The organism is Methanobrevibacter sp. (assembly GCF_036307625.1).
Lineage (GTDB): Archaea > Methanobacteriota > Methanobacteria > Methanobacteriales > Methanobacteriaceae > Methanocatella.
Genome location: NZ_JAXJXF010000086.1, coordinates 1 through 22,163 on the forward strand (window position 1 = coordinate 1; position 22,163 = coordinate 22,163).

The 22,163-nt window shown below is 34.8% G+C and carries 19 protein-coding genes; 2 read left to right on the forward strand and 17 right to left on the reverse strand.

Annotated elements, in window-relative coordinates:
• Positions 1-14: 14 nt before the first annotated feature.
• Entirely contained in the window at positions 15-689 is a 675-nt protein-coding gene (locus UIB65_RS05320) for a DUF169 domain-containing protein (protein ID WP_330040066.1), read from the forward strand.
• On the opposite strand, the gene UIB65_RS05325 is transcribed toward UIB65_RS05320, so the two are convergent.
• From UIB65_RS05325 to UIB65_RS05335, 3 genes are read right to left on the reverse strand one after another with little or no spacing between them, the layout of a single operon-like run.
• A complete protein-coding gene (locus UIB65_RS05325; protein ID WP_330040067.1) occupies positions 681-1,334 on the reverse strand; it encodes an NTP transferase domain-containing protein in 654 nt (217 codons plus the stop codon). The genes UIB65_RS05320 and UIB65_RS05325 overlap by 9 nt on opposite strands.
• Before the next feature lie 29 nt (positions 1,335-1,363).
• Positions 1,364-2,554: a hypothetical protein gene (locus UIB65_RS05330; RefSeq protein ID WP_330040069.1), complete on the reverse strand. Its 1,191-nt coding sequence runs from the start codon at positions 2,552-2,554 to the stop codon at positions 1,364-1,366.
• A 58-nt stretch (positions 2,555-2,612) separates the two neighbouring features.
• Entirely contained in the window at positions 2,613-3,905 is a 1,293-nt protein-coding gene (locus UIB65_RS05335) for a Mur ligase family protein (RefSeq protein ID WP_330040071.1), read from the reverse strand.
• A gap of 115 nt (positions 3,906-4,020) precedes the next feature.
• Between UIB65_RS05335 and UIB65_RS05340 the strand changes: the two genes are divergently transcribed.
• Positions 4,021-4,416, forward strand: coding sequence for a nuclease (locus tag UIB65_RS05340; protein WP_330040072.1), 396 nt, complete (start codon positions 4,021-4,023; stop codon positions 4,414-4,416).
• Positions 4,417-4,440: 24 nt separating this feature from the next.
• On the opposite strand, the gene UIB65_RS05345 is transcribed toward UIB65_RS05340, so the two are convergent.
• From UIB65_RS05345 to UIB65_RS05410, 14 genes are all read right to left on the reverse strand, one after another.
• The gene (locus UIB65_RS05345) at positions 4,441-7,188 is read right to left on the reverse strand and encodes an AAA family ATPase (RefSeq protein ID WP_330040073.1); all 2,748 of its coding nucleotides are present in this window, start codon (positions 7,186-7,188) and stop codon (positions 4,441-4,443) included.
• Positions 7,185-8,423, reverse strand: coding sequence for a DNA repair exonuclease (locus tag UIB65_RS05350; RefSeq protein WP_330040074.1), 1,239 nt, complete (start codon positions 8,421-8,423; stop codon positions 7,185-7,187). Before UIB65_RS05350 ends, UIB65_RS05345 begins: the two co-directional genes overlap by 4 nt.
• 193 nt (positions 8,424-8,616) lie before the next feature.
• Entirely contained in the window at positions 8,617-9,009 is a 393-nt protein-coding gene (locus UIB65_RS05355; protein WP_330040075.1) for a hypothetical protein, read from the reverse strand.
• Positions 9,010-9,018: 9 nt separating this feature from the next.
• A complete protein-coding gene (locus UIB65_RS05360; protein ID WP_330040076.1) occupies positions 9,019-9,279 on the reverse strand; it encodes a hypothetical protein in 261 nt (86 codons plus the stop codon).
• Positions 9,280-9,606: 327 nt separating this feature from the next.
• The gene (locus UIB65_RS05365) at positions 9,607-11,106 is read right to left on the reverse strand and encodes an ATP-binding protein (RefSeq protein ID WP_330040077.1); all 1,500 of its coding nucleotides are present in this window, start codon (positions 11,104-11,106) and stop codon (positions 9,607-9,609) included.
• A gap of 9 nt (positions 11,107-11,115) precedes the next feature.
• Complete coding sequence (locus UIB65_RS05370) at positions 11,116-12,183, reverse strand: DNA double-strand break repair nuclease NurA (RefSeq protein WP_330040078.1); 1,068 nt, start codon at positions 12,181-12,183, stop codon at positions 11,116-11,118.
• Between the two features lie 54 nt (positions 12,184-12,237).
• The gene (locus UIB65_RS05375) at positions 12,238-12,990 is read right to left on the reverse strand and encodes a geranylgeranylglyceryl/heptaprenylglyceryl phosphate synthase (RefSeq protein WP_330040079.1); all 753 of its coding nucleotides are present in this window, start codon (positions 12,988-12,990) and stop codon (positions 12,238-12,240) included.
• A gap of 89 nt (positions 12,991-13,079) precedes the next feature.
• Entirely contained in the window at positions 13,080-13,226 is a 147-nt protein-coding gene (locus UIB65_RS05380; protein WP_292608188.1) for a 50S ribosomal protein L40e, read from the reverse strand.
• A 177-nt stretch (positions 13,227-13,403) separates the two neighbouring features.
• On the reverse strand, positions 13,404-15,764 hold the full coding sequence (locus tag UIB65_RS05385) for a RyR domain-containing protein (RefSeq protein WP_330040080.1): 2,361 nt from the start codon (positions 15,762-15,764) through the stop codon (positions 13,404-13,406).
• 17 nt (positions 15,765-15,781) lie between these two features.
• The gene (locus UIB65_RS05390) at positions 15,782-18,040 is read right to left on the reverse strand and encodes a RyR domain-containing protein (protein WP_330040082.1); all 2,259 of its coding nucleotides are present in this window, start codon (positions 18,038-18,040) and stop codon (positions 15,782-15,784) included.
• Between the two features lie 47 nt (positions 18,041-18,087).
• Positions 18,088-18,828, reverse strand: coding sequence for a hypothetical protein (locus UIB65_RS05395; RefSeq protein WP_330040083.1), 741 nt, complete (start codon positions 18,826-18,828; stop codon positions 18,088-18,090).
• A complete protein-coding gene (locus UIB65_RS05400; RefSeq protein ID WP_330040084.1) occupies positions 18,821-19,717 on the reverse strand; it encodes a toll/interleukin-1 receptor domain-containing protein in 897 nt (298 codons plus the stop codon). The genes UIB65_RS05395 and UIB65_RS05400 overlap by 8 nt, the downstream gene beginning before the upstream one ends.
• Positions 19,718-19,733: 16 nt before the next feature.
• Entirely contained in the window at positions 19,734-20,621 is an 888-nt protein-coding gene (locus UIB65_RS05405) for a toll/interleukin-1 receptor domain-containing protein (RefSeq protein WP_330040085.1), read from the reverse strand.
• A 252-nt stretch (positions 20,622-20,873) separates the two neighbouring features.
• On the reverse strand, positions 20,874-22,163 hold a 1,290-nt coding region (locus tag UIB65_RS05410), incomplete at its 5' end, for a hypothetical protein (RefSeq protein ID WP_330040087.1).

The following is a 22,163-nucleotide window of genomic DNA, read 5'->3' on the forward strand; positions in this document are numbered from 1 at the left end:
CATAGGTGTTATTTATGACAAATTTAGAGAAAAATCAAAAATACTGTGAGGTTATTGAAAGCAAAATCAAGCTGGATGCAAAACCTGTTGCAATGAAACTAATCAAAACTGAAGATGACCTTCCTGAAGGTTATGATTTAATCGACGAAAAAATCAGACATTGTGAAATGGTTAGAAAAGCATCCTTGGGAGATAAATTTTACTCAACACTTGAACAGCAAATGTGTTTAGGTGGAGCAGGTGCTATAGGACTTAGAGACATGCCACCTAAATTGGCAAATGGTGAAAAATATTTCTCATTGGGCAGATTCCAGGATTTGGAAACAGCTAAAAATCTAACAAGCAAACTTTCAGTAATTGAAGATGAACATTGGGGAATTATCTATGCGCCATTGGATGAGGCAGATTTCGAAGCGGATGTAATTGAAATCATAACCGAACCTGTTGGCGGAATGAAACTTGCACAAAGTATCGTTTACAAAACAGGTGAAAAAATCGAACCTTCATTTGCAGGTATCCAATCATTATGCGGAGATGCATTTGCAAACCCTTACATAACAGATGGAATTAACTTTACACTAGGTTGTGACGGTTCTAGAAAAGCGGCAGACATCAAAGATAATGAAATGGCTGTCGGAATCAGTGCAGCAAAAATTGAGGAAGTTATTTCCGGACTAGAATCAATCTAAAAGATTTAAGTAATCTTCATAGTGATTGATATTCAACAATTCCTTTTTATTTTTTTCTTTTATTCCATAAAACGTATAACCATCAGCAAATATTTTTCTAAGAATCGGATTTAGGTTATCATCCTCATTTTCCAGATAGCCCATCAGATTTTTTCTATGAGCTACAAAAGGCATTCCCAATCCTTCCGCAGTATCCAACAATCCTGTTTTTCTTCTTCTTAAAATTGATATTGTTTTTTCAGGATTTTTAGAATTCTGGCTGATTTCAATCATCCTATTGAATGTTTCAGTTGATACTGTAGGTTGGTCTCCGGTTATGCACAATGCATAATCGCAGCTGGAATTTGATAAACCATTAAAAAGAGATGTTGACAGACCTACATCAACAGGATTATTTTCTATAAATTTAACATCACTATCATAATTATTGCTTATAGCTTCTTTTATTTCACTAGCATAATGACCAAGTACCACAATACATTCATCAGTATTTGCAGATAATGCATTGTCTATTGTGGTCTCCAAAACAGTTTTATCGTTGAACGGCAAAATAAGTTTATTTTTTAAAACGAGATTTCTGGAAAGTTGGTCCTTTCTCATTCGAGAATTTTTTCCAGCGGCTGTAATAACAGTTGAAATTGACATAAAAATAAAAAAAAGGATAAGATATATTTTTATTCATTTGGAATATATCTTATGTAGGTACAGTAAATACCTTTTCCTACACCTTGACCTTCTGTCCACATATGAATTTTAACAGGATATGTGTGGTTATTGGTTACAGTAACACCACTTGCAGGATTGTATCCGAATTGCAATGCACTGTCATCCATAGTTAAACCTACAGGCATTGAAAATCCTTCAGATAAAGAAGCATCCCTTAATGCTCTTGCAGGAGGACATACACCGTGTGCCGCACTTCCACCAGGTGCGGAAGCATCGTTTGCGGATTCAAAGTATACATAATCCTTACCACTACTTGTGGAATTTGGTGGTATTACAGTTCCATTCCATGCCTCTACAAATTGGTCAGTATTGATTTCCCTGATTGCATCACCGTATTCTGGGTGTGAATCGAAAATTGTAGAACCTTGAGCACCCTGCTGTTCGGTATAATTACCTGAATATAGCAAAATCGGTGATCCTGTTGGGTATTCTGATGCATAGTCAACAACATCCTGACCGAAAATACATGGCACATCAGCTGCACTAATATCCTTTCTTCCATCGGAAAAATGAGTCATACCTTTTTCCAAAGTGAAGTTGTCTCCTATCTGAGCATCATAATTATACCAGCTTACAATAGTGTCATTATTAAAGTATTTACTATTGAAATTCAAATTCTTAATTTGGTCAGCTGGAACGGATTGTATAACTTTACCTTGGTCTACAACATCAACCCCATTAGAGGTTTTGGTTAAAACTTTTGATGGTGCACTATATCCCCATACATAAGTGTCTGGTCCTTTAACTGCTAATTTATCTCCTTCAAATGTCAAATATCCTGGTCCTTCAATTCCTGTTGCTCTACCATATGAATCTATTCCCTCGCTAGACACAGTTGCAAAATCAAACGGCACTACACCAGTGGAAAGAGACATGAGAATTCCATGAAGGTCAAAAGCCAATAATTGATGACCTATGAATCCCACATTTGATAAGAAAGGAAGATCTATGGTCTTATTTTGACCTAAAATAGAATCTCCATCAAAGACAGATTGCCCAACAGATAAATTATAAGTTTCAGCAATAGATTGACCAGTGTAGGGAGTACTATTTACAAAAGTGAATGCGAATAAAAGAACACTTACAGAAAACAAAACTAATACTATTGTAATTGATTTATTTCTCCAACTTTTACTCATTATAATACACCATTAACTAAATAACAATAATTTTTATATTTAAAATAATATATATACATTATGTTTTTTGTGACAATTTTTCAGAAATTAACTTAATTCTTTCTTGAATGTCAATAATTACATCTTGACCATTGCCACCTATAAGTATTGCATCCTCATGAGAATATTCTGCAACAAGTTCAATTATTTCATCAAGTGAGTTGACAGTGATGATATTGCCACCGTAACCCAGTGAATTCAGCCTATACATCGCAATGTCCAATGTGTCATCCAATCCAGGGAACAGGACAATAACTTCAGGATTATACTTGACAGCCTCATCGAGAATATCCAGCCGGTGCTCCTCATTATGTCTAGGAGTGCCTATAAATATTGCATAGAAGTCCTTTTCAGACAATATTGAAGCCAAAGCATCAGAATTATCAGTTTTTCCAACATAAACACAAGCATCATTTATCTTATATACATCCAATCTTCCCTGAACTGCTTTGAACTCTGAAAGGGTGGATTTGATAACATCCTTAGGCACTTTCAATTCCTTTGAAATAGCAGCAGCCAAACCTGCATTAAGCAAATTGAATTTACCGTAAACCTTCAATTCATCCTGATATTCAAAATAAGGAATATATTTACTTGCAGATTCTTTAAAATCACTATTGAAATCCTGATTGAAAGCTGTAAATATTGTTGTACCATCAAAAAAGCGAACTAATGAATTTTTATAATTGGCAATGGTTTTATGAACATCCATATGATCATTGCCTATGTTTGTAAGACCAATAAAATCAAAATCAAAGCAGTATTTGCAAAAGTCAAGAGTCATATCGCACACTTCAACAAGCAGAATATCATAATCACCATTTTCTGCTTCAAGCATCAAATCATAATATCCTGAAAAACCGCCGCCGCCGTTTCCTCCGACCAATACTTTCTTTCCGGCATTTTCCAAAATGTTTTTCAACATGTGAACTGTAGTGGTCTTTCCATTGGTACCTGTTATTCCTATAGTGAACAGCTCTTTGTGTTTATTTACTACATCACTCAACAAATATCCATTTTCAAGCAGCTTTTCTGCAAATGCTCCTCCAAACATGCTGGGACTAATGGCAATTGCATCACACTGTTCAACAGCATATGAGTTGGTAAATCCTAAATCAACTGTTAAATCATCGCCCACAATAGAAACTGTCTGTTCGCTGTCCAACATGTTCATTGACAAGCGCGGTAAATTTAAACCTTCCAAATCAACATTAATATTTAAATCCGTAGCATAAACTTCCCATCCATGATTTAAAAGAGAGTTTACTGCTTTTTTTCCTTCTACACCCAATCCAATTACTGCAGCTTTCATAAAAATTTCCTTATACAAATAGTTCTATACATTAGATACTACTTTGAAATTAATAAATATTTCCAAAACAAATTCTTTTATATTATAATGATTATATTAAAAGCAAGGTGTTAAAATGTTTGAAGACGAAAAAGATGACAAAATTTACAATCTCATAATCACTAACGGTATCGACAAAAATAGAGAATACGCCCAATTTACCGAAAAGTTATATTCAAAAGTTGATTTTCTGTGGAAAGAATCCATGTCTGGAGATTATTCTAGAGCAGGAGAAGACTTCTACAAAAAAGTTGACGGAATAATATTGTTATCCGGATTGTATAATGACAATAAGGAACTGTTTGAAAGTCTTTTGGATGCTAGTGAAAAATATGACATCCCACTAATTCTAGTAAGACCGTATGGAGTTGAAGAAGTTCCTGAAATACTTGAAGAAAAAGCAGCAACCATTGTTGGATGGAATGCAAACTGCATAATCGATTCCATCAAAAATGCCCATGAAACAATGTAAAAAAAAATAAAAAAAGTAATGATATTACATCATGACTTTTGAAATACCATTTTCTTTTTCAACTTTTATTATATTGTCAGCTGCATTTTCAAGCTGACTTTCGTGAGTTACAATTATCATTTGAGGCAATAAAGACATTTCTTTTAATAAATTGATAAGTTCATGCCTTCTTGAACTGTCCAAATGAATAGTTGGCTCATCCAACAATATTGTATCCAAATCTCCTTTTGCAATGGCCTGAGTGATACCTAATCTTAAGGCTAATGCAATAGCTATTTTTTCACCGCCACTTACCATAGTCATTGAAGATTCACCCTCAGGACCATAGACTGTGACGCCATAGTCCTCATCCAAGGTTAAATCTGAATAGTTGAAATTAAATTCATTGAAGAATTCTTTGGTATACTTTTGGATTAAAGGTCTTGAAATATTTCTTAAATCCTTTTGAACTCCATTCTTACCGTACAATTCCCTAATGTTTTTCAACATGAATATGTAACTTTCAAGATTATCATATTCTTTTTTGAACTTATCAGCAGTAACGATTTTATCATTTAACTCTTTAATGTAGGCTATGGATTCACGGGCACGTCCTTTAATCTCTGAAAGTTCATTATTAAAGGTATTTTGACGTCTTTCATATAATTCGAAACGGTAGATAATTTGCTCATACTTTTCCTTATCATATAAAGATGCATCGATTTTATTTTGAATTATATCAAGCTGATTTCTTGAAACCCCAATATCCTCTTTGATAGAATCATGCTGTGACATCAATGATTTTTTATTTTGAATGAAACCCTTGAGTTGGTTGAACTCTTCGTTTTTCTGTTTCAAATCATTGATTCTGTCCTGAAGTTCATTAGTACTGATGTCTCCGCTCAAATGAGGATCCTGATTGATGGCCAATTTGATATTAGTAACATGATTGTCTATCTCATTTTTAATCTGATTTAATTTATATTGTGATTCGGTTTCGCTTCCCAAAACATCCAAAGCACCTTTAGCCTGAACAAATGCATCATAAGACTCCTTGTAACTTTCCTTATCATCCCTTTGTTTAGCTATGACAAGAATAAGTTCACCTAACTTATCACTAATATATTCCTTGGATTCTAGGCTTTCATCAATCTCATTTAATTTCACCAATTCTTCTTCCAAATGAGAGAATTTCTGTTTGTATTCAACAATGTTTTTGGATAAATCTTGAAGTTTGGATTGTTTTTCTTCAAAGCTTTCCCTGTTTTTGATGAATAGAACAACCTCTTCTTCTGATTGTGAAATTAATTTTTCATTTTCTTCAATTGTGGATTTGTATCCCTCTATCAATTCGGTTTTTTGAGCGAAACTTATGTCAGATTGACAAACTGGACATTTATTGTCGACTTCATCCAATTCAGCCAATGGCTTTTGAGCTGATTTGATATTTTGCTTATATTCAACCAAATCCTCTTTTTTGGAAACGATGTCTTCAGACAGTTTAGTGATGTTTCCAGCAACTTCCTCAATGAACTCACTGGTGACCTTTTCTATATGGTTAAAATCATCAACTTCAGCCAATACGTCCTGAGATACACCATAATCACTCAATTTGTCTTTAGCCCTTGAAAAGAAGTCTTCAATATCATTTCGTTCATTTTCAATTTGGGACAATAGCTCTTTTTTATCCTTTTCCAACTTAGCGGAAGTGGCCAGCTGTTTTTCCAGATTGATTTTTTGATTGTTCAACTTATTGATTTCCTCATCTGAAGCTAAAAACTTATTATATTCCTCTTTTTTATCGGCCACAATTGCCTTTTGAGCAGCGATTGAATCTAGCTTTTTGTTGACTTCCAATTCATCTTTCTTTAATCTTTGAATACTTGTAACTGATTTTTCAAAGTCAAGATATACATCCAGTTTTGAAACGTATTTTTCCAAGCGGCTGATTTTCTCTTCAGCATCATGAATCTTATCCAGATTATCCTGAACTAATTTCTTATCATTTTCCAGCTTGGACAGTGTTTTCTGTTCATTTTCAAGATTGTTGACCTGAGTATCATATATCTCCTTTTCACGTTCCATATTCCTTTTGCTTTCAGAGATATCCTTCAGGGAAGTGGTAACATCTTCAATCTGTTCTTCAAGTTCATGTCCCCTATTCTTAAGAGTATCCAGTTCCTCTTTTTTCTTATTATATTCCTCTTTTAAATCATCAGAGTTGTATAATTTACCTTTAAGCTCAGCCAATTGATTTTCATAAACAGTAATGAACGGCAATAAATTTTTCCAGGCCTTTTCCAATGAATCAATTCCCAATAGTTTTGCAACCAGCTCTTTTTTCTCAGCAGGTTTTTTGTCGACCAAATCAGCAATTTCACCTTGTCTGATATAAATTGCATTAAGGAACAGATCTGAATCGATATCTAAAATCTGGCGAATTTCATTAGCTACTTCCTTATCTCCAGTACATATATGTACAAATCCGCCCTCTTTTGAAGTCTTTTTATAAATTGAAGATTTCAACATGGATTTTTTATCCCGTACGATTCTGTATTCCCTATTGTTAGAACTGAACTCCAATTCAACAGTCATTGACTCTGCATTATTACGTACCAAATCATCAATTTTTTTAGCTGTATACTGTTTGAACAGCGCAAAGCTAATAGCTTCCAGTATAGTGGATTTTCCAGCACCATTTTCTCCAACAATAACACTAATTCCCTTATCGAAATTTATAGTAGTGTTTTCATGAGATTTAAAATTAATTAACTTTAATTTTGTGAAAATCATTCTAGAGCCTCCTTAAATGTGACTTGAATCTCCTTTTCACCTTCTGACGGTTCTTCTTCAATTTCCTCTTCTTCCAATTCGACATCTTCATCGGCAATGTGATAATTCTCATCAAAGAACTGCTTCAATATGTCTTCAGATTCCTCAATCTTATCCTTTGACAGGAAATGGTATAAATCCAGACCCAATCTGATGACAGACTCATCACCGTAATTTCCCAATTGTTCTTTTAAAAGGTCATCGGGACCCAAAGACTCGGATTGATTAATTATAACATCCAAATCCTCTTCACCGGCCATATTAAAAGTAGGTCTAATCATTAAAGACAAATCACCCAGTTCCTCTTTAATCAACTCATAAACCATTTTGGTATCGGACTCGACATTGTTGATTTTCAAATCCAAAATAGGTTTTTTATCAAAGCCTATTATAGTTTCCTTCAATCCAGCAATGCCGCTTTCCAATTTAGAGTAATCAAGAGACCTTTCAATGAATGTACGGGAGATGTCTACCTTAACCCTTTTGACAAGAGGCTTAGGACCATCGAAGTCAACAACCACAAAACCCTTACCGTTTTCCTTATAGTCCTTCAGTTCATTTGTTTTCCAGATTTCACTGGAACCTGGATAAACCAGTTTACCATTTCCAAAATTATCATTAATATAATTATGAATGTGACCCATTGCATAATAATTAAAGTTATCGGGCAGGTCTCCTATTTCAAGTTCAAAATTAGGTCCGAAGTATTTGTCTATGCCCTGATGCAATACAAGGACTGACTTTTCATGGTTAGCCGCTTTTTTTGACAAATCGGCCAATTTGGATTTTAAATTTTTAACCTGAGAAGACGGATAGAAAGGCAAACCTGCAATAAAAATATCACCATGCATATAAGTGGTATTGATTGGACTGATCACTTTCAAACCTAACTTCTTAAAGATAACTTGAGGCGGGATAGAGTCATTACGCATTACAATATCATGATTACCTGCTATTGCATACATAGGAATTCCTGCACCTTTCAGTTTAAGCAATCCTTTCTGAAAGTTCAAAAGCGCTATGGGAGATGGTCTTGCGGTTTCAAATAAGTCTCCACTATGAATTACAAAATCTACTTTTTCTTCAATTATTTTATCTATAACCTTTTCAAACACTTCATAAAAGTCTTTCTCACGTTCGATCAAACCGAACTGACGATAGCCTAAATGAGTGTCTGCTAAATGTGCAAATTTCATTATATTACCTTTTTTCGTCAATTGTATATAACCAATTTAAACACTTAATCAAAGTATTTAACTGAATAATATATTATACTACTGCATATTTAATAGTTTGTAAAGAGAGCATTTGAAAAGTAAAAAATGGTTTATTCGGTAAATTTAAAATTGATTTGAAAATAGAAAAGAAAAAGAAATTAAATTAAATTGATTACCAATTGTATAATGCAGGCCAAATTGCAAAATCAGGCAATACATCCAATTTTCGTCTTAAAGGTATGAAATCAAAATTAATTTTGTTAATATCATCCATAACACCATTATCAAAGGTATACTCATCAACTTTGACATATAACACAACAATGGACCAATCAGAATATTCATAATCCGTGTTAAGAACCAAATCAAATTTACCTGTAGGAAATGTCTTGGACAATCTAGGTTTAAGTTCATTCAATAATACTATAATCCCAGTATTGTCTTTAATGAAATCATGAACCTTTTCATAATGACGTAAATTATAAAAATCACCCAATTTATCATATTCCCTATCAAACAATTCCTCATCTTCTTCCAATTTTTTAACAAAATCCAATTCATTCATAAAGATACCTCAAAAATTGTATGGAGGATTATTAATTAGAACATTTAATGAATCAAAGGCATCATTTGTTGCTTTAATTACTTTTTGCGAATTTTTTTTGAAATATTCTTCATTCTTATCAGATTTATCGTAATCAGCATTATTTCTTATTTCTCTTAAGAACTTTAAGCATTCCGCCAAGTGTATTTCATTTGAATTATGAGAATTCATTAATTCATCATATACTTTTTTATGAATATCTTTTTTAGAATCAAATTCATATTTATTCATCACATTAACCAAGTAATCCCGTGTAGAACCAAAAATTGAATAATAATATCTGCCCATAGCACTTCTAACATATGCTTCTTGTGGATTTTTGATTAACTCATCGGCAACTTCTTTAAAATCTTCCCATTGAAATATGTTGATTCCTCCTATTAAATTGATTTCATATTGAAAAATTGCATTAATTATGTTAAATTGTATTTAGACAATTAATAGTTTTCAATACTGATTTTCAAAGAATAATATATATAATTAACTATAAAAAAGTTTTGAAATAATTCCTACAATATTATGGGGAAAAATAAATAATCAAATAAAAAAAAGAAGGGTTTAATAATCATAACCCATTTGCATACTTTCCTCTTCCTGACGCTTAATTTCATCTTCCTCTTTTTGCTTAATGTCTGCAAAATAAGAAACGATGTCCATGTCATCCCCATGAATACGTCCTTTAAACTGATCTATTTTAACCAAAGTAGGGACTCTGCTCATCAAACCCAATACAATAGCTTCACCAACATTCAGTGATGGCAATTGGTTAATTAAATCTTGGGATAAACTCTCACTTGCTGACTGAACATGCCTTTGGTCTTCAGGCTCTACAAGCCTTAAAATAATCATGTTATTCATTTGGGATAGTGCATCATGGTCAACTGTTTTTGGTGATTGACTTACAAGGCATAATCCCAGGCCAAATTTACGGCCTTCTCTTGCAACCCTTTGAATCCAACGTTTAGAATCAGAATCACGTTTATTTGGAGCCAATATATGTGCCTCTTCCAATACAAAGAATACTGGGAAATCCAATGTTTTTTTATCTTTTCCATGAACAGCGTTTTTTCTCATTTGCAGGGCATTTCTCATGATGTGGCTTACCAGCACATTGGCAATTGATTCATCAGACTGGCTTAAATCCAATACATTAGCATGCCCGATCTTGATACTGGTCAATATATTGCCGATGTTATTGTCAAAGATATTGGAATACCTATCCATTGAGTCATCGATTTTATTCATGACATCGACAATTTGCTTATCGGAGCCTTCCTCCAGTGAATCCCTTTCGAGTATATCATAAATCATCTGTAAAAAATTATTGGTATGTGCGGTTCCATCGCTAACCATTTCCCTGGCTTCTTTAAATGCTCTTCTGAAGTGTCTTTCCTGAATATATCCGTTGGACGGAATATTGACTAATTTCTTGATTTCATGAAATGACATGTAAATCGGATTGATCTTTGGCCTAATTACATTTACTTCTCCATTCGGGAAATCTGCACCCACATACTCACCATGCATATCAAATACAAATACCGGAACGTCATAACCCAACATCTGGTCTATCAGAACTGAAACGGTATTTGACTTACCTGCACCGGTCATTGCCAGAATAGCAAGGTGTCTTGATAAAATGGGATTGGCCTCAACATTGACCTCAACATCACTCTGATTGACAAGTGAACCCAATTTAATTGGATTTTTAACCTTGAATATTTCATTTAACGTATCCTTGTCAGCAAGCCTGATTTCAGTTCCCGGAAGCACGGGAGTTCTCGGCAATTTCAGATTGTCATTGACATCCCCCAATATCTTGACTTTGCCTCTTATATAATTGTCGTCCACACCAATTCTTGAGATTTTTTGAATGGCCTTGAAATCATTTATATCAACATTCAAAGCATCGTTTCCCCTAATCAGGTTTTCAATCATTCCCAAAACCTTCTTGCCGTCATATTCAATAGTTACATATTCGCCAACTTTCGGCATTTTGTCTGAAATAAAAGTAACTTCTGAAAGTGATGTTTCACCTACACAAATTCCTACTACCATTAAAACCACCTATAACATTTCCCTGTTTGTTGTTTCGTAAATCTTTGCAATCTTCAATAATTCCTTAATGTTTCTGTCTGTAATGACAACATCATTATGTGCCTTGTTAAGCAGATACGGATATCCCTGTACCGCCATTACATTAATCTTTTCAATGATGTCTATGACCTCTCCAATCGATGCCTTGTAGGGCAGTTCCACCTTCAGCACATTTTTGTTGTCCTGAAGCCTGACATAAAATACAGTGAATTGCAATTGCTTGAAAAAGTCATTGAAATATTGGAAAGACGCATTTTTAAAGACTCTTCTATGTTCAATTTTTGACAATCCCTGTTTTTTATCTGTCAGATTATCCAAAATAGAAATATCCGGAATGTTCCAATTAAACAAATCATTGTCGGAAGATGTTTTGGATATAGAAATTATCTTTTTCTTGTTTTGTAAAATTTCTTTCAATAAAATGATTTTTTCTATTGAAGAAAGATGAAGGTCAAAGTCTTCCTTTTCCTCAAAGTCTTCATTTACGCTGACATCAGCCAATACCCTTTCCTTGATTTGTGGAAATACAAAACCGAATGGTGTTATTTCAAAGCGTCTTCTAAATTCATTTAAAAGGGCTTCATCCAAATTGTTTCTGATTTTGGATGGAAGTTCCGCACCTCTCGGATAGGCATTTTCCAAATCTCCCAGTATAGACCCATCGAACATATAATAATCAACATCATACTCATTAATGGCCCTAAGAGCGCATTTGAGTTCCAATATTGACATGTAGTTACTCAAAAGTTCATCCAAAAATGAAATGTGATTGATTTCGAGAATGTCTGCATCGTCAATTTTCTTTATTTCACCATCATAAATTATGGATTCAGCACCTATAGCGCAGAAGTTGCTTTTTAAAAATTTCTTTTTGTTGAAGCTTCCGTCTCCGGCAGCAATAGTGAAATCCTCAGAGCTTTCTTTGAATTCTCGTGAAAACCAGTTGGCTTCCAGCTGGGATTCGAGATTATTGTCTGATTCAATATCGTGTATGAATCCTCTTTTAGCGATGGCCTTTTCATATAGTGAATTTAACATACTATTTCCTATGTTAATACATTAATAAAAAAGTGTGGTGAGAGCAGTTGAAAACTACTCCATTGAAGCTTTTTTGATAGCTCCGGTCAATTCTTGAATTTTAGCCTGTACGTCGTCAACCTCTTCGACAACAGTACCAGTTACGATAACATCTCCACCAGCCTTTGCAGCTGTATATGCTGCTTTTCCGTCACGGATTCCTCCCCCGACGACAACAATCATATTATCTGTAGCTTTTTTGGTGTATGCAACCATTTCAGGAGGAATAGGCTCTGACGCGCCGGAACCTGCTTCGATATAGAAGAATTTCATTCCGAACATTTCTGCAGACATTGCATAGACCGCAGGTATTTTAGGCTTGTTTCTAGGCACAAGCTTTGCATCCCCTACCCAACCGACAGTTCCGCCAGGTTCCGCAACCATATATGCCATTGATAAAACTTCCATTCCTGATGCCTTAACTGCAGGTGCAGCCAATGCCTGAGCACCGTTAATCCAGTAAGGGTTTGTTGAGTTGACATAACTCATGTAAAATATTGCATCAGCGTATTTGCTCACACTACTTGTATTTCCAGGGAAAATAATAATAGGAACGGCGATGTTTTCAGACAATATCCTGCATGTATTGTCGACATCGTCACCATTTACAGTAGATCCCCCAATCATAATTCCATCAGTTCCGCCTTCGATTGCGGCAGTAGCTATTTCCAAAGCCTCCTTAGGTGTTTGTTCATCAGGGTCAATTAAAGTGAAATGTATTTTCCTTGTTTTTAATATATCTCTAATGTAATTTTCAACGTCTTTCATAAGAATACCTAAAATAAGATTTATTAAAAATAATATATTAAATTAATTGTTTTAAAAAAAATAAATAAAAAAAGTAAAAGAGAATAAGTCTATCCTCTTGGTTCTTTAGCTTTGAATCTTAAACCTTTGTAACCGCATTTTCTGCAAGTGGTTGCAGCAGCAGGGTTACGAGCATTACATTTTAAGCAGATTTTTACATTGAACATTCTGTTTTCTGCTTCTTCAAATCTTGCCATTAATAACTCCTCCTTGTAATCATGAAAATCAATAATAATAAAAGGTTATGAAATAAGAAACAATAATGTCAGTTTTCATAACTATTAATAAATTATATTAACTTAATAGTATTTAAAGGTTTAGTAAAAAAGGGCCAAATAACAAAAATATTTTATAATGAAAAAATAATTGTTACCCTATTCACTTTTAACAATCTTCAGACCAACATTGGAATCTTCACACATTTCCGGAAGGTTGATGAATGTGTTCTTGTTTGCTTTTTTAATGTTTTCATCAAGATGTTCCCATGAAACCAGATTTGGGTTATTGGCCAGATTTATGGTTCTGTCCTTAATTTCCGGCTTTTCTATGTCATCCAACTGAAGATATCCATATCCGAAATTGAGCTTGAGCTTTAGCCAGCCCTCATGTTCCCGCTTAGCGAAATATTCAATGTCATCGTCATCAAAGCGAATAATCTTATCTCGGGAATCATCAGCAGACACAAGTTCGAATCCCTTTTCCTTCAATATTTTAACAAGATAATCGGCCTGCCTATAATTTGAATATTGAACATGCTTCGGCAATTTCTTAAAGCTTTCCTCACCGTCGCAATTGTCATCCAGACTGCCGCTTTCATAAAACTGATGCATCTTGAATGTAAGAAGCCTAATTTTGTTTCGAACGATTTTCAAGCCAATTGAGTTCAAAAGATTTGGAATGTTTTTAGTTGAATTTCTATTGAAATTTTTTATATCCTCGCCGAGTTCTTCCCAATCCACCAGATATGGAGTCTTAAGCTTTTCAGGATTTTTCACATCACCATATGTCCAGCCGGTACCTTCCCTTTCCCTGCACCAGTCATAATGCTCAAAAATTGCCAGGTCCTCAATCTCATGCTTGTCAAATTCTGTGATTTCAGCCCTTTTGTCGTTCTTGTGTGCAATTTCACAGCCGATTATGCTTAACTTTTTTGGAATGGATTTGGCCTGACGGATATTGGACAACTTATAATCTGACCTCAAATCTTCAAATTCACATAAATATGAGCATTTTTCCTTAAGATTATCAATCTCTTCTTGATTGCCATTTTTGATAGCTTCATCCAACTTCTGCCTCATTTCATCGTTATAGTCACTGTTGATTTGCCTGGCCAATTTTTCAATGTTTCTAAGAAGAATATTCGGAGTCTGTATTTCAGCTATTGAAATGCCCCTTATTATATTGTCCAGTTCGATTTTAGTTCTGATGGATAATTTTCCCTGAAAGATATCCTGAATTTCGAGAATACTGTCAATGACCTCATCTTTCTTTTTGGAAAATCCGAAACCCATAGGGCCGTTGTTTAGAATATAGATAACCTTAATATATTCATCGTCAATAACAACGTCCATATCGTTTACATGATTTTTTTGGACATCCAAGACACCGTATGGCTGTCTGTTCCATTCCTGAAGCTCATCGCATAAAATCAGCAAATAGGAAATTGGAGACTGTTTAGGCCTCAATTTTCCAAAACCAAATGGCTTTTTTTGAAGAACATTGCTGTAATAATTATGAAGCAGGATTGCTGTAGCGCTGTCTACAATAGGGTAGAAAAAGAAATCCTTATCCTTGTCACCGTATTTCTGTATCAGCTTGCCGTAGGAATTCAGAACCAGAATTGCTGAAAAAAAGCCGTGGTCAATAAATCCTTGCTCTCCCATTATGCGAACAAATCCGTTCAGATGCCTGATCAATTCCTTAAATGTATCAGTATCAATGTCAAAATCCATCTTAAGTTTATGAGCCATGATATCGGTTGGCTTGAATAAGTCAAGGACCTTGGAATCCGAATATCTTTCACGATAATTGTCCGCATAGTCATATGGATACTTTTTGACAATGGTATTGAATTCATCGAAATCCCTGAAATCCAGGCTTACCCTGACATCATCATAAGTGGGTGAAATATTCTTTATTCCATCATCTATTAACTTGTCCAGCTGCTTTCCGATAATTTCAATGGGATAACCAATATCATGGAAAAGCGCCGCAACACCCCAACGGTACAGGAATTCCTCATGGGAAAACTCCCCGTCAATTCTGTAATACTTTGTATAATGCTTGTTTTTAAGGATATATCTTTTGAATATATCCCTGTAATATTTGTTTTGAGCATAAACGCTTAATCCCAAAATAAAAACGTTGACCGAGTGAATGAAATGGTCCCTTTGGCGATTGATTAAGCTGCCGGTGTTTTTCTCATATTCCCTCATTATGTCTACCAAATCAAGAAGAGTATTGGGTTCGCTGATAAGTATATTGGGATTGTTTTCATCAACTTCACTTTTGTCTTCGGGAGTGATTTGATACATCATGAAAAAAGTCTGATAAACTTCATATGCAGTGAAGCTGGATTGGTGATTTAAAAAAACCTCAATGGCCGCTTTAAGAAGACCTTTATAATCATGATTGCTTTTAGTACCGTCCTTAAAGACTATATTATCATCATACAATATCAAATCTTCAAAGAACCTGTCGACATACTTATTAATATGGCTGGACTTATCTGACATCACATTACCTCCTGTTTCTAGTTTTTAACGATTTTCAGGCCGACATTTTCACATAACTGAGGAAGGTTTCTGAATGTGAGTTTATTATACTCCTGGGTTTCATAATCAAGCTGGTCCCAGTCAACCAGGTTAGGATTGGTTTTTGCATCATAATCCTTAACAGAATCATATTTCCATCCCAAGTTAACCTTGAGTTTGTACCATGCGTTATGTTCCCTTTGGGCCAGATAATCAATTGAATCTTCATCAAAGTTGGTTATAGCTTTTCCTGTGCTTTCGATATCAACCATGTCATAGCCAAGTTCGGATAAAATTTTAACCAGGAAATCTGTTTGCTTGTAGTTGGAATATTTGATGTAATCCGGCAAATCATCGAATTGCTGTGAATCTTCATGGGATTCCATGTAAAACTTATGCATTTCAAATGTTAAAAGTCTTTGTTTGGTTCTGACAACTTTTAAACCAAGAGATTTCATAAGATTAGGAATATTCAAAACAGGATCGATATCATACTGTTGAATTTCAGGTGTTAAGTCTTCCCAAGGCACCAGATATGGAGTTACAAGATTTTCCAAATCCTTTTCTTCACCATATATCCAACCGGTACCTTCTTTTTCTTTGCACCATTCATCATGCTCACGTATTGCCAAATCCAATACTTCATCTTCAGTAAACTCTGAAATGGCTTCTCTTTCATCATCTTCCGTTGCAATTTCGCATCCTATAAGGTCAAGTTTACCTGGAATTGACCTTGCCTGCCTGATATTTGCAATCTTAAGCTGCGGAGTCAGCTCCTCAAATGAACACAATTCATTATATTTTTTCATGAATGCCTCATCGGGCTCTTCGCCTCTGGCAATCATTTCATCATGCTGCCTTCTTGTTGTCTCCACATACTGGTTATGAGTTTGTATGGCAATTTTTTCAACATTTCTAATCAGTATGTCGGGAGCCTGAGACTCCTCATGGACAATTTCCTTAATGATATTATCCTGTTCGACATCAGTTATTATTCTGAGACCCAATTTAAAGATGCTTCTTAGAGATAAAACATTTTTAAGTAGTTCTTCCTTATCTTCAGAAAAACCAAGACCCATTGAGCCTTCCTTTACTATATACTCTACATCCATTCCCCTGTCATCAATGTCGATTAGAAGTTTATTGACATGGCTTCTCTTTTTGTCCTTGACGCCGAAAGGTTTTCTGTTCCACTCCTGAAGCTCATCACACAAAATCAAAAGGAATGCCAGTGGGGATTGTGAAGGATGCAATGATTTCAGCTCAAACGGCTTTTTCTGCAAAACGTTCCGGTAGTAATTATGCAATAGAATGGCTGTTGCACTGTCTACGATAGGATAGAAGAAAAAGTCATGATTTTTCGCATATTTCTGAATGAGATAACCATAGGAGTTCAAAACCAAAATGGATGAGAAAAATCCATGATCAATAAATCCGCTTTCACCCATTATATCGACAAATGAGTTGAGATGCCTAATCACGTCGTTGACATCAACACCCTTGAAGTCAGTTGCAATCTTGTGAGCCATGATGTCGGTAGGCTTAAACAGATTAAGGAACTTGGCTTCGGGATAAACAGATGTGTAATTATCAGCAAAATCCGGCTCCATTTTAACAATTGTATTGAATTCATTGAAGTCCTTAAAGTCAATTGCAGTATCCGCATTGTAACTGCTTGAAATGGATTTGATTCCATCATTTAAAAATTTCTTCAACTGCTTTCCAATAATTTCAACGGGATATCCTATATCATGGAAGAGTGCAGCGACACCCCAACGATATAAAAATTCCTCATGTGAAAACTCGCCATCAATTTTGTAGAACTTTTCATAAGGGCTTTTGAGAATATAATCTTTAAATTTATCCCTGTAACCCTTATTTTGAGAATAAATTGCCAAACCCAATAGGAAAACATTGACGGAGTGAATGAAATGGTCCCTTTGTTTTTCAATCAAATCTCCGGTGTTTTCTTCATATTTCTTCATTATCTTAACCAAATCCAAAAGAGTATTGGGTTCCCTGACAAGACTTATTTTCTCACTCTTTGATTCATCGGATTTGTTCTGTGCGGTAATCTGATAAATCATGAAGAAGGTTCTATAGACTTCATAAGCATTGTATGAGTTTTCATTGTCCAGAAAAACATCAATTCCGGCTTTCAACAGCATCTTATAATAGTGGTTGTTATGATAGTCGTCATAAAGAACCAATTCCTCAAAAAATTCATCGATGTATTGGCGTAAATTATTTTCACTCATAATTAAACCTTCGCATTATTTATTTAAATAATTTTTTAATCAAACATTTAAAATGCATATTGAGTGTATCCCTTTTGACCACTGGAAGAACCGCCGCTGCTGCTTGATCCATAACCTCCATAACTCCAACTGTCTCCGCTGGTAGTGTATGAAGTATCAGATGAATAATATGAATCTGATGAGGATGAAGATGAAGATGATGATGAACCTGAAGAGGATGAACCTGAATTGGATGAACTTACATCTCCAACAACACTCTGTGTTTGCTCTACCGCATTTACAACATTGGATCCCTCGGAAGGGTTATCGAATTTAAACTTGTCTGTAGGATTATGGAACTTGAGACTGTTCCAGCATGCCATCAGAAGATTCTTGTTTTTTGACTGAAGCATGACAGTGTTATTGTATTCCATGTTTTTGACAAATATTGTATATGTGCCATTCTTTTCATAAACTACAACATCGCCCTCTTTGATTTTTTTAGAATCTGATTCTGTTGACTCTTTAAGGGCATTCATTTTAGATACACTTGATTTTTTTGATATATTCGAATTACAACTTGTAACGTTAATTCCGTTTTTCTCATCCACATAGTGGAAAATACCGTCCTTATCCGCATTGGCAGATGCATTGTCCTGAATTGGAACATTCATGTATGCGGATTTACTCAACACTATAGTGGTCTGATTCATATCCACTGTCGGAGTACTAAACAATGAATAACCTCCAATCAAGGCGATAGCCGCAACAACAACCACGGCGATAAGAATTGTCTTTTTACTATCCATTTTTAACACCACTCGAATTCAACACAGCCTCATCCTGAGCTATTACCCTATTGTTAGCATCAACCAGGCTAACTTCAACACGTTTAATATCCTTGGAACCGGAAACATCAGAACCTAACAGATAACCGTCATTGACTCTTTGAATATCTGATATCTTGGTTTCAGTAGTGTTTACCAGTTTACCTGTATTATCATAGAAATCACATGAGATAACATACTTTCCAACAGGCTCCGGTGAAATTATTCCCCCTACAAAGTAAGAATAATTCCATGAATAGCCTTTTTTGCGCACATCATCTACATGAAAATCAGTTACGTTGATTTTTACATCACCCGGATTTAAGGGTACCGTATTTTTATCATCTGCATGATTGACAAAGTTCATGTATGCAAAAATGCCTGCAACAACCACAACAATCAATGCAATGCCTATTATAATCGGTTTTTTATGTTTTTTAATAATGTAAGATATACTTCTTTCCTTAGCCTTCTGCTTTTTGACAAGCGGAGATATTGTGGAAACCAGCTCATCGAATTTTGATTCCACATCCTCATGAGCATCAATCACCTGATTATCCTCTATGAAAAATGGGAAACCTCCTCCGAATTTGGAATCATCAATCTTGTAAATCAAAACCGGCATATCACCGGAAAATGCAAAGTCAACCTCAGTGTTAACAACATTGGAATCCTTTGAATATTCAGAATAAATCAAAAGCATTACCCGAGATTTGTCAATTGCATTGTTAATTTCATCGATAATATCATTTACACCCACATCACGACTCTTAATCCAACAGGACAGGCCATTTTTTTCCAAAACATTGCAAACCTTATTTGCAAATTCCTGGTCATTGGCATCATAACAGATATAAACATCCTGACTCATTACTAACTCACCTACCTTACTGATTAACGAAATTGCTACTTTGCGCACTTGCCAATACCTTACCCTGCTTGTCTTTCAGTTCTAAAGAAACCTTTGCTACATTATTATTGTTACTGTAGCCTATTCCCAAGGTATTGCCTTCAATGTCTTTTACCTTAGTATCATTGCTCATTACGACCTTTCCCGAATCATCTAAAAAGTCAACATGAACCACATTTGATGAATCGCTTACATTTGAAGATAATGATCCGAATACGAAATAAGAATATTTCCATGAATAACCTTTGGAACTATCATCATCCATCTGTATGTAATCAATTGAAACCAATGGTTGCGATGAACCTGAACCATTAGAATTCATACCCGTTCCATCAAATGCAACAAAACCGACAATAGCTATCAAAATAATTGCCGCAACTGCAATTAGATGATACTTATGTTTATCGAAAAAACTGCCTTCATCATCGTTGCCCGGAACCTGGACAAAACCTCCGCCGGGACGTTGGCCCTTGATTAAACGGCGGGCACCATCAACCATATCATCATAAGACTCTTCAGGATTAGGAAATGCATTCAGCCATTGTTTATTCCTTAAAAAAGTCTCCATTTTACCTTTAGGCAATGAATCATCAATATTGATAGGCAAAATGCCCTTGTTATTAATAAAGGCTTTTTGAACTTCCTTAATCACATATTTGGATGATTGGGAATTCTGTGAAAATATCAAAACTACAATTTTTGCACTGTCCAAACCAAGCATGATTTCTTCAGCATAGTTTTCCCCTGCCCGAACATTTCTAGGAGCAATCCAGCATGAAAGACCATTCTTTTCAAAATAGCTACAAATGTCTTCTGCAATTTCCTGGTCTAAAGACGAATAACTAATAAAAATATCATAATCCATGAATTCACCCTAATCCATTATAGATTTTTCCGAATAAGCATCATGTGAAAAATATTTTATCAATACTCTGCACAGTAACGTTAATTCGTTGAACTAAACCTAAACCAATAAACTACCTAAAAAAATTTCAAGTAAATTTATTCATCAATATGATAATTTATATTGAACATTAAATTTAAGTCATATAAAGCAAAAGCTTTCATTAAGAATTTGAAAAAAAAAAGAAAAATAAATAAAAGCAAATTAATGCTTTTATTTTAATCCATGAGAGGTTGCTTTTCCGTTTGAGATTTTCTCCCACCAAGGAGGTATCTTTTTGGCGCTTGCCTTGAGAGCTACTTTAGAACTTGCAGATCCAACATAGTTCACAACAGCAGAAGTCACAGTAATTTTATGAGTTCCGACAGGTAGCATATTGGTGGAATAAGCGCAAACACCTTTACCTTTACCATAGTTACCGGAAACCACAGTAATGGTCTTCTTGTTTTTACCTGAACCAACAGTCAGCTTGATTTTAACGCCATTGACAAATTTCTTACCAGTTTTATCTTTAACAATGACAGAAATACTGAAACCTTTAGGAGTTGTATTAGGAACTATTTTAAATTTCACAGGAGTAGGCTTGATTACCTTAATGGATGAACTAACAGCCTTAGATTTATAGCCTTTATGTGAAAAGCTCACAACAACCTTATGATTTCCTAATGACAATGCTTTAATCTTGTTAAAGTAAGCCACCCCTTTGGAATTGGTAGCGGTGGATTTATAAGCCTTGGCTTTTTTACCTGTGTAAACTTTTAAAGTTAATTTAGCCTTTGAAATGGCCTTGCCACTGGAATCTTTTAAAGAGATAGCCCACTTGCCGGCCTTCTTATAGGCAAATGTCTGCTTATCAACCTTAATTTTTGCAGTGTTTTTAGTAACAGTAATCTTAATTTCACCATCAACGGAATTGTGAACCTTATCAGGAGTGGTGGTTACTTTTAAAGTATAAGTGCCTACAGCCAAATTGGAAACACCAACAGTATTGTCTTTTAAAGTAATCTTAGCTTTCTGACCAACAACACTAATATCTTCCAGTTTAACGCTACAACCTTCCAAGGTTAAAACAACAGATCCTGATTTGGCATACTTAAAGGAAATGGCTTTCTTACTGAAACTTACTTTTGAATCAATTTTATTTACCACAATATTTATAGTTGCATTAACAGGCTCATGGTTTTTATCCGGAATGGATGAAAGATGCAAAGTGTATTTGCCCACAGTCAACTTGGATACAGAAATAACATTCTTATCATTAATCTTAACAACAGCTTCAGAATGACCCCCAACATAACAGTCTGACTCCTTAACTGTACATCCATCCAAAATCAAAGTAGTAGTTCCAACAGATCCATAATCAAATACAATGTCCCCAGTATAATCAATTTTAGATTTGGACTTGCTAACACTTACATTGATAGTTCCTGAAACGGAATTATGATTGCTGTCAGGGGTTGTAGTAACTTTTAAAGTGTAATCACCAACATCCAAACCGGAAAC

What these genes read in the sequence shown, in the direction of transcription:
- UIB65_RS05320 (WP_330040066.1), top strand. Translation starts at nt 15, where the DNA reads ATGACAAATTTAGAGAAAAATCAAAAATACTGTGAGGTTATTGAAAGC.
- UIB65_RS05325 (WP_330040067.1), bottom strand. Translation starts at nt 1,334, where the DNA reads ATGTCAATTTCAACTGTTATTACAGCCGCTGGAAAAAATTCTCGAATG.
- UIB65_RS05330 (WP_330040069.1), bottom strand. Translation starts at nt 2,554, where the DNA reads ATGAGTAAAAGTTGGAGAAATAAATCAATTACAATAGTATTAGTTTTG.
- UIB65_RS05335 (WP_330040071.1), bottom strand. Translation starts at nt 3,905, where the DNA reads ATGAAAGCTGCAGTAATTGGATTGGGTGTAGAAGGAAAAAAAGCAGTA.
- UIB65_RS05340 (WP_330040072.1), top strand. Translation starts at nt 4,021, where the DNA reads ATGTTTGAAGACGAAAAAGATGACAAAATTTACAATCTCATAATCACT.
- UIB65_RS05345 (WP_330040073.1), bottom strand. Translation starts at nt 7,188, where the DNA reads ATGATTTTCACAAAATTAAAGTTAATTAATTTTAAATCTCATGAAAAC.
- UIB65_RS05350 (WP_330040074.1), bottom strand. Translation starts at nt 8,423, where the DNA reads ATGAAATTTGCACATTTAGCAGACACTCATTTAGGCTATCGTCAGTTC.
- UIB65_RS05355 (WP_330040075.1), bottom strand. Translation starts at nt 9,009, where the DNA reads ATGAATGAATTGGATTTTGTTAAAAAATTGGAAGAAGATGAGGAATTG.
- UIB65_RS05360 (WP_330040076.1), bottom strand. Translation starts at nt 9,279, where the DNA reads ATGAATAAATATGAATTTGATTCTAAAAAAGATATTCATAAAAAAGTA.
- UIB65_RS05365 (WP_330040077.1), bottom strand. Translation starts at nt 11,106, where the DNA reads ATGGTAGTAGGAATTTGTGTAGGTGAAACATCACTTTCAGAAGTTACT.
- UIB65_RS05370 (WP_330040078.1), bottom strand. Translation starts at nt 12,183, where the DNA reads ATGTTAAATTCACTATATGAAAAGGCCATCGCTAAAAGAGGATTCATA.
- UIB65_RS05375 (WP_330040079.1), bottom strand. Translation starts at nt 12,990, where the DNA reads ATGAAAGACGTTGAAAATTACATTAGAGATATATTAAAAACAAGGAAA.
- UIB65_RS05380 (WP_292608188.1), bottom strand. Translation starts at nt 13,226, where the DNA reads ATGGCAAGATTTGAAGAAGCAGAAAACAGAATGTTCAATGTAAAAATC.
- UIB65_RS05385 (WP_330040080.1), bottom strand. Translation starts at nt 15,764, where the DNA reads ATGTCAGATAAGTCCAGCCATATTAATAAGTATGTCGACAGGTTCTTT.
- UIB65_RS05390 (WP_330040082.1), bottom strand. Translation starts at nt 18,040, where the DNA reads ATGAGTGAAAATAATTTACGCCAATACATCGATGAATTTTTTGAGGAA.
- UIB65_RS05395 (WP_330040083.1), bottom strand. Translation starts at nt 18,828, where the DNA reads ATGGATAGTAAAAAGACAATTCTTATCGCCGTGGTTGTTGTTGCGGCT.
- UIB65_RS05400 (WP_330040084.1), bottom strand. Translation starts at nt 19,717, where the DNA reads ATGAGTCAGGATGTTTATATCTGTTATGATGCCAATGACCAGGAATTT.
- UIB65_RS05405 (WP_330040085.1), bottom strand. Translation starts at nt 20,621, where the DNA reads ATGGATTATGATATTTTTATTAGTTATTCGTCTTTAGACCAGGAAATT.